This window comes from Bacillus sp. Leaf49, assembly GCF_001426125.1.
In the GTDB taxonomy this organism is placed as follows: domain Bacteria; phylum Bacillota; class Bacilli; order Bacillales; family Bacillaceae; genus Bacillus; species Bacillus altitudinis.
Window position 1 is genome coordinate 1 of sequence record NZ_LMRK01000010.1, and the last position, 14689, is coordinate 14689.

A 14689-nucleotide genomic window follows, 5' to 3' on the forward strand; every position below is an offset into this window, starting at 1 on the left:
GGTGGCGATAGCGAAGAGGTCACACCCGTTCCCATACCGAACACGGAAGTTAAGCTCTTCAGCGCCGATGGTAGTTGGGGGTTTCCCCCTGTGAGAGTAGGACGCCGCCAAGCTTTTCAAAGGATCAGTTCCAATCGGAACTGGTCTTTTTTGTATTTTAAAAAAGGAACAAACACTCGATCTGGCATGGATACATATACTAAACTATCATCTAAAACATTCTTAATTTTGTATACAATTGAAAGCGCTAGGGCATACTGAAGCTATAAGTGGAGGTGTCACAATGAGCAAAAAAGAGCGAGAAGCAATTTGTTTGATTTGTGAAGAGAAAAAAACAAAGGGAATTTATTTATATCATCAGTTTTTATGCCGAGATTGTGAACGGAAGTTAATTTCTACATCAACCTCGGATCCTAGTTATGCTGATTATGTAAGAAAGCTTAAAAATCTTCATACGCCGCCTTTGTATTCATAGACCATTAGATGGTCTTTTTTTATGGGCAATCGGGGATTGGGCCTGTTTTTTGGAACTTAGTTTGGACATCAACCGTAATAAATAATAAGATAAACAGAGAGCCTGATTATTCATAGGAGTCGATGAACATGAAATCAATTTTTTACACATTTGTATGGGCCGTTCTCTCTACTCTTTTTTCGCTGGTGATTTTAACTGTCAGTATTGGTGTTTTCCATCATCATGTTGGATTGTCGATACTGTATGCGATGATTGGGTGGGGTGTGATGTTTGCAGGAAGCCGATGGGCTGCCTTCCAGTTGTTTTTGAAGAAACACGGACTGTCTCGTAGTGATTATGTATATATTAAACAGCACTTAAAAGAAGCTGGGCAAAAGCTGGTTCGTTTGAAGAAAGCTTTATTTGCTGTGAAGAACGTACAGACGATCAAGCATAATTATGAAATTCTTCGGCTTGCACGACGCATCTATACGATAACAAAAAAGGAACCGAACCGGTTTTATGATGCACAGCGGTTTTATTTTGAGAGTTTGGATTCTGTTGTTGAATTAACTGAGAAATATGCACTGCTGTATAATCAGCCGAATCGTAGCCATGAGCTTGAAATGACATTAAGCCAAACTCGAGTCACGCTGACTGAACTGCAAAAGCAATTAACGAATGATTTACAGCAAGTTTTAGGAAGAGATATAGAAGCACTTCATATTGAACTTGAAGTGGCCGATAAAATGATTAAAAAATAGATATGAAAGGAGTCAAACTCGATGAAACCAGAAGATCCAGTCATACCACCAGCCCCATCTACTACAGATCTTCCGTTTCGGGTGTTTGATACCTTATCTGATGAGGAAAAGCAGGAGGCGCTACAGCGAGCTGAGAAGATCCCTGACCATCCACAAAAACTGCTTTTCTATGGCACACGTGTGCAGGAACGATTGTTAGAACAATCAAAACAAATGATGCAATATGTGGAAAAAAAAGATATTGAGCAAATCGGAGATGTTCTCGAGTCCTTTTTACAGCAACTGCATTTAGTGGAGCCAGAGGATTTATTGCCAAAGAAGCGAGGCTTTTTTTCAAGGTTGTTTCAGCGAGAAAAGCGTTCGACTCAGGAGATCATATCTCGTTTTAAACAAGCGGAAGCACAGATAGAGAGATTGTCAGCAAGGCTTCGTTACGCAAGAGGCGTGTTAATTTCGGACCATAAGTTATTGGAGCGTTTATTTGAAGAAAATCAATCATACTTTCAAGAGATGACGTTACAGGTTGCAGCAGTTGAAGCAAAATTGTCGCTGTTAGAGCAACATGCCCTAACAGAATCACAGTCACATGATCGGACATTAGAGGAACAATTGATGAGTCGGGAAGTCGATGAAGAAGAATATATGGAGAGATTAAAAGAACGGAAGTATGATTTGTTGTTGAGCCGTCAAATCGCACTGCAATGTAATGCCCAAATTCGAATGATTCAGCATACAAACCATACATTAGCCAATCATATTCAATCAACTGTTTCCGCATCAATTCCTTTATGGATCAACCAAATGTCGATTGCGTTCAATCATATTCAGCAGCGAGCCAATTCAGCGCTTGAGCAGCGTATCCAGCAAACATATGAACAGGTATCGAAGCAGCAAGGACAGCTGCTTGAAGATGCATCCTTAACGCCTATAGATACGTTGAAAAAGGTTCAGCGCCAATTGGCCGAAACATTGCAGGAAACGTTGGAGGTAAAAGAACATGGGAGCCAAGAACGAGCTCAATTAAAAAGTAGCATGCATGAGGCAGAGCAGAAGCTGGTGAATCATAAACCAATAAAGGAATGAGAATCCATCTTTCAGTTCACTTGTTTGAACGTTATAATAGATATAAGATATCGTTTAAGTGAAAAGGGTCGATTTGTTTGAAAACACCTTTATATACAGCATTATCACAACATGCGGAAAAGAAGCCCTACTCTTTTCACGTTCCAGGACATCACAATGGAGATGTCTTTTTTGATGAGGCACGGTCCTATTATGCATCCATTCTTCAGCTGGATGTGACAGAACTTGAAGGTCTAGATGATCTTCACCATCCGACTGGGGTGATTCAAGAGGCAGAGGATTTATTGGCAAAGCTATATGGAGCTAAACAAAGTTTTTTCCTTGTGAATGGCACAACCGTTGGCAATCTGGCGATGGTGATGTCTGCGTGTCAGGCTGGGGAGGGCATTTTCGTTCAGCGAAATTGTCATAAGTCTGTGTTCCATGCGATTGAGCTTGCGGGAGCGACGCCTATTATGTTAGAAACTGAGAGTGATCCGCACTTGCACGTCCCAACTCATGTGACGGAGGAAACAGTCAAACAAGCTATGGCGACACATCCCAACTGCCGGGCAATCGTTTTGACATATCCGAACTACTACGGACATGCAGCTGATTTATCAGGGCTCATTCAAATGTGTCATGAAGCTGGCATCATTGTATTAGTTGATGAGGCACATGGTGCTCATTTTGTATTAGGCGGTGCCTTTCCTCCATCTGCCCTTTCCTATGGAGCAGACGTGGTGGTACAATCAGCACATAAAACCCTTCCGGCAATGACGATGGGGTCTTATCTCCATCTTCAAGGAGACCGAATGGATATGAAGCGGATAAAGACGTTATTAACGATGCTTCAAAGCAGTTCACCTTCTTATCCAATTATGGCTTCGTTAGATTTGGCGAGAGCTTATGTGGAGGAGTTGAAGGGAAAAGGGTTAATGGATGAAATAATGAGAGACTTGGCAAAGCTGAAAGCACAGTTCAATATGATCTCCAATCTCGAAGTGGTTGAGTCTGACTCTTTACCTATGGATCCATTAAAATGTGTCATTCGTTCAACAAAAGGGCTGACAGGCTATGAACTCAAAAAGGTGCTTGAGTCGGTGGATGTTCACCCAGAACTTGCGGATGAACATCAAGTGTTACTCGTTTTTGGTCTAAGACATACAAAGGACATTCCTTTTACAGCTATAGAGCAGGCTCTTCAGCAAAGTGATTCATTGCTTGTAAAAAAAGAGCCTCAAACGGGAACGCTCTTCTTAGAGCACGATCAGCAGAAGCGAGATGTAGAAGCTGTTCCATTCGAAAAAGCAGCTGGCCGGATTAGTGCAGAATCGGTCATTCCCTATCCGCCTGGCATTCCTTTGATGATTAAAGGACAACCGATTGAATCAGATCAAATTGCGACGTTAAGCCGTTTGCTTGGGCATCAAGTTCATGTGCAAGCAAGTCAGGTGATTCACCAGAGAAAATTATATGTTTATATAGAAGAGGAGACACTATGAGCGGTATGTTTATTACGTTTGAAGGGCCTGAGGGTGCTGGAAAAACGACAGTGATTCGAAAAGTGTACGAAGAAATGGAACGTCAAGGCTATGCAGTGATGGCGACACGTGAGCCCGGAGGCATTGACATTGCAGAGCAAATTCGTGAAGTGATTTTAAATGAAAAAAATACAAAAATGGACGCAAAAACAGAGGCACTGCTTTATGCAGCAGCTAGAAGGCAGCATTTGGCTGAAAAAGTAGAACCGGCATTGAAGCGGGGGGAAACTGTTTTATGTGATCGTTTTGTCGACAGCTCCCTTGCTTATCAGGGCTATGCGAGAGGGCTTGGGATTGAAGAAGTCAAATCCATTAATGATTTCGCCATTGATGGCACGATGCCACAAATGACCATTTACTTTTCCATTACACCAGAGGAAGGTCTAAAGCGAATTGATGCCAATCAAGGAAGAGAAAAAAATCGATTAGACATGGAAACACTGAATTTTCATCAAATGGTCAGAGAAGGATATGAGCTTCTGATTGCGCAATCACCAGAACGATTCCGTGTAGTAGATGCGTCTCAGCCTGTTCAGGATGTCTTTAATGAAGTGTTTCAACTGATTCAGGACACATTAAAGAAAAATCAAATATGACCTCATTCCCAATCGTTGTTATAATATAGAGGAAGACATCGGCATGTCACCTGTGCCTAAAATGAAGGAGGCCATTCAAATGAAATTAATTGTTGCCGTTGTACAGGATCAAGATAGCAGCAAGTTATTGAAAATATTGACCGAACATCAATTCGGCGTGACAAAATTAGCTTCGACTGGTGGATTTCTAAAGTCTGGGAATACGACTTTTATCATTGGTTGCGATGATGTCCGAGTGGATAAAGCGTTACAGCTAATCAAGGAAAATTGCCGTAAACGTGATCAAATGATCGCGCCTGTATCACCAATGGGTGGAAATGCAGATTCATATGTACCATACCCTGTTGAGGTTGAAGTTGGTGGAGCTACCGTCTTTATTCTGCCAGTTGAACAATTTCATCAATTTTAAGGATGGGTTGCTGTGAAAATTAATCAAGATATGCGGCTGCTTTTAGAAAAGCGTGAACTTCAAGCGATGAAAGGAAGCCAAACTTCAGCATCGTTTAAATCATCGATGGAGACACAAAGCGGTAAACTGCGTTTAGAGCAGCTGACAGTCATGCTGAGCGATATCGAAGTCTTCGGCAAGAAACTGACAAAGTCACGAAACCTTAAAGATTTGGCTAGGTTTAAAGGACTTGTGAAACGCTTTGTAAAAGAAACAGTCGATAATGGATTAAATATAGAGACATCAAGGAGCTTTGACATTTATGGCAACACGCGAACACTCGCTTTAGTCAAAGCATTAGATGAAAAGCTGATTGAGTTAACAGAGGATATGATGAATCAGGAGAAACCCTCGATTGATTTACTTGAACGTATTGGAGAAATAAAAGGTTTATTGATTAACCTTTACACATAGAGAGTGATAACATGGCAATTAGCTGGGATGACATGAATGATTTACAGCCGCGCGTCATGCGGCTGATTTTTAATAGTATTGATAAAGACCGACTGGCTCATGCTTACTTATTTGAAGGAAAAAAAGGGACCGGAAAGCTAGATGCTGCGATGCTTTTAGCGAAGAGCTTTTTTTGTTTGGAAGCAGGAGTGAAACCATGTGAGTCCTGTCAAAACTGCAAAAGAATTCAGTCTGGCAACCATCCAGATTTACATCTAGTGCAGCCTGACGGTCAATCAATTAAGAAGGCGCAAGTGCAGGCTTTGCAGGAGGAATTTACAAAAGCAGGCGTAGAATCGCATCGGAAAATGTATATCATTCTCCATGCGGACAAAATGACGGTCAATGCTGCGAACAGTTTATTAAAGTTCCTAGAGGAGCCCAACCGGGAAACGATGGCAGTTTTAATCACTGAACAATCGCATAAAATGCTGGATACGATTATTTCAAGATGTCAGATGCTTAGCTTTAAGCCGCTGCAGCCGCAATCTTTGGAGCAGCAGCTTTTACAAGAAGGCGTGTCTCAGGATCTTGCAAGGCTTTTGTCGAATTTAACCAATAATTTAGCAGAAGCACTCGAATTAAGTCGAAATGATCAGTTTGCAGAGTCTAGAGCGAAAGTGATAAAATTGTATGAAGTCTTACACCAGCGAAAAGAACATGCATTTTTTTATATACAAGATCAATGGATGCCTTTTTTCAAAGAGAAAGACCTTCAAGAAACTGGTCTTGATATGCTTTTATTTATATATCGTGATGTATTGTCGATTCAAATAGGAAATGAAGATAAAGTCATTTATCAAGACTTATTCCAGACAATGAAGCAGCACGCGCTGCATTCCACACAGCAAATGGTGACGAATCAGATCCTTGCTGTATTAGAAGCGAAAAAGAGACTTCAATCCAACGTGAATGCCCAAGGGCTAATGGAGCAATTGGTGTTGATGTTGCAGGAGGGATAAGCTTGTACAACGTAATTGGTGTTCGCTTTAAAAAAGCGGGCAAAATCTATTATTTCGATCCTAATGGATTTCATATAGAAAATGATAGTTGTGTCATTGTAGAAACGGTTAGAGGTGTTGAGTACGGGCAAGTGGTCATCGCTAATAAAAAAGTAGATGAACACGATGTGGTTCTCCCTTTGCGTAAGGTGATTCGCGTCGCAGACGAACGAGACCGGCTCATCGTTGAGGAGAACAAAGAAGCAGCGATGGCAGCCTTTGACACATGTCTTCAGAAAGTAAGTGAACACGGCCTGGAAATGAAGCTGGTCGATGTCGAATTTACATTCGACCGCAACAAGGTCATCTTCTATTTTACAGCGGACGGCAGAGTAGATTTCCGTGAGCTGGTCAAGGATCTTGCATCTATCTTCAAGACGAGAATTGAACTTCGTCAAATCGGTGTAAGAGACGAGGCAAAAATGCTAGGCGGCATTGGTCCGTGTGGCCGTATGCTTTGCTGTTCAACTTTCTTAGGAGATTTTGAACCTGTGTCCATTAAAATGGCAAAAGATCAAAACCTCTCGTTAAACCCTACCAAAATTTCAGGGCTTTGCGGTCGTTTGATGTGCTGCTTGAAATATGAGAATGATGAGTACGAAACAGCAAAAGAACAATTACCGGACATCGGTGAAACGATTCAGACGTCTAATGGCTCTGCAAAGGTAGTAGGGCTTAATATTTTAGAACGAATTTTGCAAGTTGAATTAACCGGGCAAGAAAAAGTGATAGAATATACTTGGGAAGAATTAATACAAGAAGGCGTTGTATCTGCACAAACAACTGAGTAACGAGGTGTGCCACCTTGGATAAAAAGGAACTATTTGATACGGTGATTAATTTAGAAGAACAAATCGGTTCTCTTTATCGCCAGCTAGGTGATTTGAAAAATCATATCGGTGAAGTGATTGAAGAAAATCATCAGCTGCAGATGGAGAATCAGCACTTGCGTGAACGTCTGGATCAATCCGATCGAGATAAATCGTCTGAGGCAGAGCATGATTCTGCCCAGAAGCCAAGTCATTCTGATATAGGAGAAGGTCATGATAACCTAGCTCGTTTATATCAGGAGGGCTTCCATATTTGTAATGTACATTATGGGAGCATTCGGAAAGAGGGAGACTGTTTGTTCTGTCTGTCATTTTTAAATAAAAAATGAGAAAAGGCTTCCGCTGAATCGGGAGCCTTTTTCACAGGAAAAGAAAGGATACATCATGGTTTCGTTAAGAGAAGATGAACGTTTAGACTACTTGCTTGCAGAAGATATGAAAATTATTCAAAGTAAAACGGTGTTCGCCTTTTCATTGGATGCAGTGTTATTAGCAAAATTTGCGTATGTGCCGATTCAAAAAGGGGAGATTATTGATCTTTGTACGGGAAATGGCATCGTTCCATTGCTGCTTTCGACGAGATCTAAAGCCTCTATTACAGGCGTTGAAATTCAAGAACGTCTGTTTGATATGGCAAAGAGAAGTGTGGCGCATAATCAACTGGAGCAGCAGATTGAGTTGATCCATGGTGATTTAAATGATATGCCTAAACGGTACGGAAACCACAAAGTAGACGTGATTACTTGTAATCCGCCATATTTTAAGACTCCTTCTAAGGATGAAATCAATGAAAATGAGTATTTGGCGATTGCACGTCATGAGATTCATTGTACATTAGAAGATGTCATTCGTGTTTCTTCCACTTTGCTAAAGCAAGGAGGCAAACTGGCAATGGTTCATCGCCCTGGACGGCTGCTTGAGATTGTTGAAATGATGAAGAAATATCGAATTGAGCCAAAACGAATTCAATTTGTATATCCGAAACAGGGAAAAGAAGCGAATACCATTTTAGTGGAAGGGATGAAAGATGGAAAACCGGATTTGAAAATCCTCCCGCCGCTTTTTGTTTATGGAGAAGACCAAGAGTATACAAAAGAAATCAGGACGATACTGTATGGAGAAGCATAGTCATTATTTCTATGTATTGAAATGTGCAGATGGCAGTTTGTACGCTGGGTATACAAATAACTTACAAAAAAGGCTGACTGCCCATAATAGTGGGAAGGGTGCAAAGTATACGAGAGCTAGACGGCCGGTGGAACTCTATTACCACGAATGCTTTTTAACCAAAAGAGAAGCCATGCAACAGGAATATCGTTTCAAAACGTGGACACGTCGAAAAAAGGACATGTATATAGAAGAAAAGCGAATCAAAAAGGAGGCGGCACATGAAAAAGACACAGAAAAGCTTTGATGGTCAATCAGAAATGGGTATTCTTTATCTCGTACCAACCCCGATTGGAAACTTAGAAGATATGACGTTTCGAGCGATACAAACGTTAAAAGATGTAGACTATATTGCCGCAGAAGATACGAGACAAACGAAAAAGCTTTGTCATGTCTATGAAATTGATACCCCACTAACGAGTTATCATGAACATAACAAAGATAGCAGTGGTCATAAGTTAATCGAATGGTTAAAAGAAGGAAAGAACATTGCACTCGTGAGCGATGCCGGTTTACCGACGATCTCTGATCCAGGAGCCGAAGTGGTTCGCGACTTTACGAACATCGGAGGCTATGTCATTCCGTTACCTGGTGCAAATGCAGCACTTACGGCGCTCATTGCGTCAGGAATCGCACCTCAGCCATTTTTCTTTTACGGTTTTCTTGATCGTCAAAAAAAGGAAAAGAAAAAACAGCTGGAAGCATTGAAGAAACGCCAAGAAACAATTGTTTTCTATGAAGCGCCCCATCGGTTAAAAGAAACGCTGACTGTGATGAAAGAAGTGTGGGGGAACCGGAATATTGCCATTACGAGAGAACTGACAAAGAAATTTGAAGAGTTTATTCGTGGAGATTTAGAATACGCGCTGACCTGGGTGACAGAACAACAAATCCGTGGTGAGTTCTGTCTCGTTGTACAAGGAAATGATCAGGATGAAGAAGAACTGAATGAAGAAGCTTGGTGGAATTCTTTATCTGAAAAAGAGCATGTGATCCATTACATAGAGGAAGGGTTAACGTCAAAAGAGGCTATTAAACGTACTGCGGTCGAACGTGGTGTGCCAAAGCGAACGATCTATGATGCGTATCATATTGAACAATAAAGAAAGGTTCTTGCAAACGGTGCAAGAACCTTTTTATATAAAACTTATTTTTGTGATTGAAGTTGGTTTTGGATTTCGTTAATGATTTGCTCTGCACCTTCACGGCTAAGAACTAATTTACCATTAGCAAGTTTAAGGTTATCGTCTGATACTTCACCTGTTACTTGGCAAGTCATGTTTGGTTTATATTTTTTTAGGATAATTTTTTCATCATCAACATAAATTTCCAAAGCGTCTTTTTCTGCGATTCCTAACGTACGGCGAAGCTCGATTGGAATCACCACGCGTCCTAATTCGTCAACTTTACGTACAATACCTGTAGATTTCATCTTCATTCTCCTCCCAAAAAGTTCTTATTCTTAATATAATATTATCTTCGTCATTATTCGACAAATTCCTTACATTCCTAGCATAACAAGGTTTCCATAAATCGTCAATCATTTTGTTTACTATTGTTTGTAAAATATGACTCTTAAAGTCAAAGGACCTTGAAACTACCGGTGTATAAGGATTTTTCAGAATTTATCTATAAAAATATGAAAAATGACGATAACAGATTAACAAGACTTTTGCCCTAATTTAGCCAATTGTAAATCTGGAAATAGATTTCATACGACAATATTCGACAAAATGTCGAGCGGTTTGTCGTTTTTTTCGAAAAACTCATCTTTTTCGATCTTTTCATCTTGTTCTATGTATATATGCTTGATCTTAAAGGCTAAGATGGTATCATAGAGGAAGCACAAGCGCAACAAATAATTGAATAATGCACATTTTAATGATTTCATAACCGCTCTCGTCCATTGGGCGGGAGTTTTTTGACATTTACACACAAGCAGGAGGTTCCGACATGCCGGAAAAGAAAAAAACGTTTTATCTGACTACACCAATTTACTATCCGAGCGGAAAATTACATATTGGACATGCTTATACGACAGTGGCAGGGGATGCCATGGCTCGATATAAACGTCTGCAAGGCTATGATGTGATGTATTTAACGGGTACAGATGAGCACGGACAAAAAATTCAGCAAAAAGCTGAAGAACAAAATATCACACCGATTGAGTATTTAGATCCGGTCGTTGCTGACATTAAATCATTATGGAAGAAACTCGACATTTCAAACGATGATTTCATTCGTACAACGGAAAAAAGACATACGAAAATCATTGAGCAAGTCTTCCAAAAGTTGCTTGATCAAGGAGATATTTATTTAGATCAATATGAGGGCTGGTACAGTATTCCTGATGAAACATTCTATACGGAAACACAGCTTGTTGATGTTGAGCGAAATGAGAAAGGGGAAGTCATTGGAGGGAAAAGCCCAGACAGTGGACACCCTGTTGAATTGATTAAAGAGGAATCATATTTCTTCCGTATGAGTAAGTATGCAGATCGCTTACTAGACTATTACGAAAAGAACCCGTCGTTCATTCAGCCTGAATCAAGAAAGAATGAAATGATTAATAACTTCATTAAACCGGGGTTAGAGGATTTAGCTGTATCAAGAACAACCTTTGATTGGGGCATTAAAGTACCTAATAATCCGAAGCACGTCATCTATGTATGGATTGATGCGTTATTCAACTACTTAACAGCGATTGGCTACGGAACCGATCAAGATGAAAAATATAAAAAATATTGGCCTGCCAACGTACACCTAGTCGGGAAAGAAATTGTACGATTCCATACAATTTACTGGCCAATTATGCTGATGGCACTTGATCTGCCGCTGCCAAAACAAATTTTTGCACATGGCTGGCTGCTCATGAAAGATGGCAAAATGTCTAAATCAAAAGGGAACGTAGTAGATCCTGTTACGTTAATTGATCGCTATGGTCTTGATGCTCTTCGTTATTACCTGCTACGCGAAGTACCATTTGGTGCAGACGGTGTGTTTACACCAGAAGGATTCGTGGAACGTGTAAACTATGACCTTGCCAATGATTTAGGGAACTTACTTAACCGTACAGTGGCGATGGTGCAAAAATACTTCGACGGTACATTAAGCAGCTATAAGGGACCAGTCAATGAGTTTGATGAGGAACTAAAAGCTGTAGCTGAACAAACGGTGAAAGCCTATGAAGAAGCGATGGAAAACCTCGAATTCTCAGTGGCTCTTTCAAATGTTTGGACATTAATCAGCAGAACGAATAAATATATTGATCAAACAGCTCCTTGGGTATTAGCGAAGGATGAAACAAAACGAAAAGAACTGCATTCTGTGATGTACCATTTAGCAGAATCACTTCGAATCACAGCTGTATTGTTAACACCATTCTTAACAAAAACACCTGAGAAAATCTTCTTCCAGCTTGGAATTGAAGAAGAGAAACTCAAAAGCTGGGAAAGCATTCTTTCTTTCGGTGCGATTCAAAAAGCGACGGTACAAAAAGGTGAGCCGTTGTTCCCTCGTTTAGAGGTTGAAGAAGAAGTGGCATACATTAAAGAGAAGATGCAAGGAAGTGCGCCTAAGGTAGAAGAAGAGTCAGTTGAAATAGAAGAAACTGAATTACCTGAACTGGGTGCCGAAATTGCCTTCGATGATTTTTCGAAAGTTGACCTTCGTGTAGCACAAGTATTGGAAGCAGCACCAGTGAAAAAAGCTGACCGTCTCTTAAAGCTTCAGCTTGATTTTGGATTTGAAAAGAGACAAATTGTCTCAGGGATTGCCAAGCATTATCAACCAGAAGAATTGGTAGGGAAGAAGCTCGTCTGCGTAGCGAATCTCACACCAGTTAAACTAAGAGGGGAAATTTCCCAGGGAATGATTTTAACTGGAGAAACTGGTGGTAAATTGCAGGTTCTTGAAGTAGATCAATCTCTAGCAAATGGAACGAAAATTTTATAATTTAACAAAGGTGTTCCACGTGTAACATTTCGTCGAACACCTTTTGTTTTTCAGAAGAATTGTCGAAAGGAGCAATCAACCATGTTATTTGATACACATGCCCACTTAAATGCTGAACAATATAATGAAGACTTAGAGCAGGTGATTGAAAGAGCCAAAAGTGAAAAGGTAGAGAAGATTGTGGTGGTCGGGTTTGATCGTCCAACCATTACGAGAGCGATGGAGCTAATTGAAGCATATGATTTTATGTATGCAGCCATCGGCTGGCATCCTGTTGATGCCATTGATATGACAGATGAAGATTTGGCTTGGATCAAAGAATTATCTCAACATGAAAAGGTTGTTGCCATTGGAGAAATGGGTCTAGATTACTATTGGGACAAGTCGCCAAAAGATGTGCAAAAAGAAGTCTTTAGACGTCAAATTGCTCTTGCAAAAGAAGTGAATCTGCCAATTATCATTCATAACCGTGACGCTACGGAAGATGTAGTGACGATCTTAAAAGAAGAAGGAGCGGCAGAAGTCGGAGGAATTATGCACTGCTTTACTGGCAGCCTCGAAATTGCAAAAGCGTGTATGGAAATGAACTTTTATATCTCATTCGGTGGACCTGTGACATTTAAAAATGCGAAAAAACCGAAAGAAGTTGTCAAGGATATTCCAAGTGATCGTCTTCTGATTGAGACAGACTGCCCGTATTTAACTCCAGCGCCATTTAGAGGGAAACGAAATGAGCCGAGCTATGTGAAATATATCGCAGAACAAATTGCTGAATTGCGAGAAATAAGCTTTGAAGAGCTTGCTGCATTGACAACAGAAAATGCGAAAAAAGTTTTCCGTATAAACTGACAGTATATGATGTCAATCCTTGTTTAAGCTTGTCCAATTGTGAAACATAACGAAAAAGTTCTACACGTTTGCGCCTCTTCATAGGATAAGTTGTCGATAAGTCTTTCTTCCCTTCCTTCCAAAAATCTCCCATAATAGGTTTACAATCGAGCATTTTTGTACAGTGGGTGGAAGGGTTGACAGGTTTTGAGATACTCTATATAATCTCTCCGAGGAGAAGGAGGCGTTTTTCATCGTACAAAAAATGAAAAATCTGTTTTCTGTCAAGCTAGGAAAAGGCAAGGTTTTATTTCTAGTCGCTTGCTTGCTTTTAGCTGGAACTGGGACGGCTTACGGTGCGCATGAGCTCACTAAGCAGTCTATTACCATTTCAATCAATGGCAAAGAGAAGACAATTCGTACACATGAAGAGACAGTAGCACAGCTGCTTTCAGACCTTGGAATAAGGACCAGGGCGGAGGATCATATCTCTCCAAGTCTAAATACAAAGATTCAAGACAACATGAACATTGTGTATGATGCGGCTATACCGGTTCATCTCACCCTAGATGGGGAAGAGAAAACGATATGGACAACAGATCAGACGGTTGGAGCATTATTGAAGAATGAGAAGATAGATATTGGGAAGCACGATCAAGTAACTCCAGGAAAGAATGACAAGATTAAAAAGAATATGGATCTTGTGGTTCAGCAGGCCTTTCAGGTCAGCTTAAACGATGGAGGAAAGGATAAGAAAGTGTGGACCACTTCGACTACGGTCGCTGACTTTTTAAAGCAACAAGAGCTGAAGCTCAAGAAGCACGATAAGATCAAACCTGCGTTACATAGTCACCTTTCTAAAAAAAGCGCAGATGTGAAGATCACTCGGGTGGAAAAAGTCACCGATGTAGTGGAAGAGAAAATTGCTTTTGATACCAAACATAAAAAGGATCGATCTCTTGAAAAAGGAAAAGAGAAGGTGCTTGAAAAAGGTGAAGAAGGTAAATTGAAGAAGCACTATGCCATTGTGAAAGAAAACGGCAAAGTGGTGTCTAAAGAATTAATTAAAGAGGTTACTGCAAAAGACAGTAAGGATCGTTTAGTGGCCGTTGGTACACAAGTGTCCAAGAAAGAACCTAAAGCATCCCCTGCGGTTTCAAGAAGTAATGAATCGTCAGGAAAAGAGTTCTATGTGACGTCCACAGCCTATACAGCGGGCTGTGCTGGATGTACGGGTAGAACGTCTACAGGCTTTAATTTAAAAGCAAATCCGGGTGCAAAGGTCATAGCAGTTGATCCGAGTGTCATTCCGCTGGGCTCTAAAGTGTATGTGGAAGGCTATGGGTATGCCGTTGCATCAGACACTGGATCTGCTATAAAAGGGAATAAAATTGATGTGTTCGTCCCAAGTAAGTCGGCAGCTTATCAATGGGGAAATAAACGAGTGAAAATTAGAGTGCTCAAATAAACACATCAAATCATTTATATGAACAGAGGGCTTTGCGCACCCTCTGTTTTTTTGGTTATAATAGAAGCACTGTTTTCTAATTAATTAGACGCAAAAACAGCATGGAAGGTTTCATTTTTT

At 40.5% G+C, this 14689-nt stretch carries 17 protein-coding genes and 1 rRNA gene; 17 read left to right on the forward strand and 1 reads right to left on the reverse strand.

Features of this window, described 5'->3' with window-relative positions; all coding sequences use genetic code 11:
- The 14 genes from rrf to rsmI form a co-directional block, all read left to right on the forward strand.
- Positions 1-113: ribosomal RNA gene (gene rrf / locus ASG46_RS06385) — 5S ribosomal RNA — on the forward strand; the annotation flags it as partial.
- Positions 114-283: 170 nt separating this feature from the next.
- Positions 284-475, forward strand: a complete 192-nt coding sequence (locus ASG46_RS06390) for a sigma factor G inhibitor Gin (RefSeq protein WP_017359334.1) — start codon at positions 284-286, stop codon at positions 473-475.
- 128 nt (positions 476-603) lie between these two features.
- On the forward strand, positions 604-1218 hold the full coding sequence (locus ASG46_RS06395; protein ID WP_017359333.1) for a 5-bromo-4-chloroindolyl phosphate hydrolysis family protein: 615 nt from the start codon (positions 604-606) through the stop codon (positions 1216-1218).
- Positions 1219-1239: 21 nt separating this feature from the next.
- On the forward strand, positions 1240-2301 hold the full coding sequence (locus tag ASG46_RS06400) for a toxic anion resistance protein (RefSeq protein WP_056703744.1): 1062 nt from the start codon (positions 1240-1242) through the stop codon (positions 2299-2301).
- Between the two features lie 77 nt (positions 2302-2378).
- Positions 2379-3785: an aminotransferase class I/II-fold pyridoxal phosphate-dependent enzyme gene (locus ASG46_RS06405; RefSeq protein ID WP_052320412.1), complete on the forward strand. Its 1407-nt coding sequence runs from the start codon at positions 2379-2381 to the stop codon at positions 3783-3785.
- Positions 3782-4420, forward strand: a complete 639-nt coding sequence (gene tmk, locus ASG46_RS06410) for a dTMP kinase (protein WP_007496237.1) — start codon at positions 3782-3784, stop codon at positions 4418-4420. Before ASG46_RS06405 ends, tmk begins: the two co-directional genes overlap by 4 nt.
- A 79-nt stretch (positions 4421-4499) precedes the next feature.
- Positions 4500-4829 carry a cyclic-di-AMP receptor gene (locus ASG46_RS06415; protein WP_012008640.1) on the forward strand — a complete coding sequence of 110 codons (330 nt, stop codon included), beginning with the start codon at positions 4500-4502 and terminating at the stop codon, positions 4827-4829.
- Positions 4830-4841: 12 nt separating this feature from the next.
- Positions 4842-5282, forward strand: a complete 441-nt coding sequence (locus tag ASG46_RS06420) for a YaaR family protein (protein ID WP_035391564.1) — start codon at positions 4842-4844, stop codon at positions 5280-5282.
- Positions 5283-5293: 11 nt separating this feature from the next.
- Positions 5294-6283 (forward strand): DNA polymerase III subunit delta', encoded by a 990-nt coding sequence (holB, locus tag ASG46_RS06425; protein ID WP_017359329.1) that lies wholly within the window; start codon positions 5294-5296, stop codon positions 6281-6283.
- 2 nt (positions 6284-6285) lie between these two features.
- On the forward strand, positions 6286-7113 hold the full coding sequence (locus ASG46_RS06430) for a PSP1 domain-containing protein (protein WP_024719352.1): 828 nt from the start codon (positions 6286-6288) through the stop codon (positions 7111-7113).
- A 14-nt stretch (positions 7114-7127) separates the two neighbouring features.
- Positions 7128-7481, forward strand: coding sequence for a DNA replication initiation control protein YabA (yabA, locus tag ASG46_RS06435; protein ID WP_007496228.1), 354 nt, complete (start codon positions 7128-7130; stop codon positions 7479-7481).
- Positions 7482-7536: 55 nt separating this feature from the next.
- Positions 7537-8280 carry a tRNA1(Val) (adenine(37)-N6)-methyltransferase gene (locus ASG46_RS06440; protein ID WP_017359328.1) on the forward strand — a complete coding sequence of 248 codons (744 nt, stop codon included), beginning with the start codon at positions 7537-7539 and terminating at the stop codon, positions 8278-8280.
- The gene (locus ASG46_RS06445) at positions 8267-8566 is read left to right on the forward strand and encodes a GIY-YIG nuclease family protein (protein ID WP_024719353.1); all 300 of its coding nucleotides are present in this window, start codon (positions 8267-8269) and stop codon (positions 8564-8566) included. The genes ASG46_RS06440 and ASG46_RS06445 overlap by 14 nt, the downstream gene beginning before the upstream one ends.
- Positions 8541-9422 (forward strand): 16S rRNA (cytidine(1402)-2'-O)-methyltransferase, encoded by an 882-nt coding sequence (rsmI, locus tag ASG46_RS06450; protein WP_039170319.1) that lies wholly within the window; start codon positions 8541-8543, stop codon positions 9420-9422. The genes ASG46_RS06445 and rsmI overlap by 26 nt, the downstream gene beginning before the upstream one ends.
- 44 nt (positions 9423-9466) lie before the next feature.
- Here rsmI and ASG46_RS06455 read toward each other — a convergent pair whose 3' ends face one another.
- Entirely contained in the window at positions 9467-9757 is a 291-nt protein-coding gene (locus ASG46_RS06455) for an AbrB/MazE/SpoVT family DNA-binding domain-containing protein (protein ID WP_087975202.1), read from the reverse strand.
- A gap of 515 nt (positions 9758-10272) precedes the next feature.
- Between ASG46_RS06455 and metG the strand changes: the two genes are divergently transcribed.
- The 3 genes from metG to ASG46_RS06470 all read left to right on the forward strand — a co-directional run bounded on the left by metG (position 10273) and on the right by ASG46_RS06470 (position 14569).
- Positions 10273-12273: a methionine--tRNA ligase gene (metG, locus tag ASG46_RS06460; protein WP_041506541.1), complete on the forward strand. Its 2001-nt coding sequence runs from the start codon at positions 10273-10275 to the stop codon at positions 12271-12273.
- A gap of 81 nt (positions 12274-12354) precedes the next feature.
- Positions 12355-13122 (forward strand): TatD family hydrolase, encoded by a 768-nt coding sequence (locus ASG46_RS06465; RefSeq protein WP_017359325.1) that lies wholly within the window; start codon positions 12355-12357, stop codon positions 13120-13122.
- Positions 13123-13366: 244 nt separating this feature from the next.
- A complete protein-coding gene (locus ASG46_RS06470; protein ID WP_056703747.1) occupies positions 13367-14569 on the forward strand; it encodes a G5 and 3D domain-containing protein in 1203 nt (400 codons plus the stop codon).
- Positions 14570-14689 lie beyond the last annotated feature (120 nt).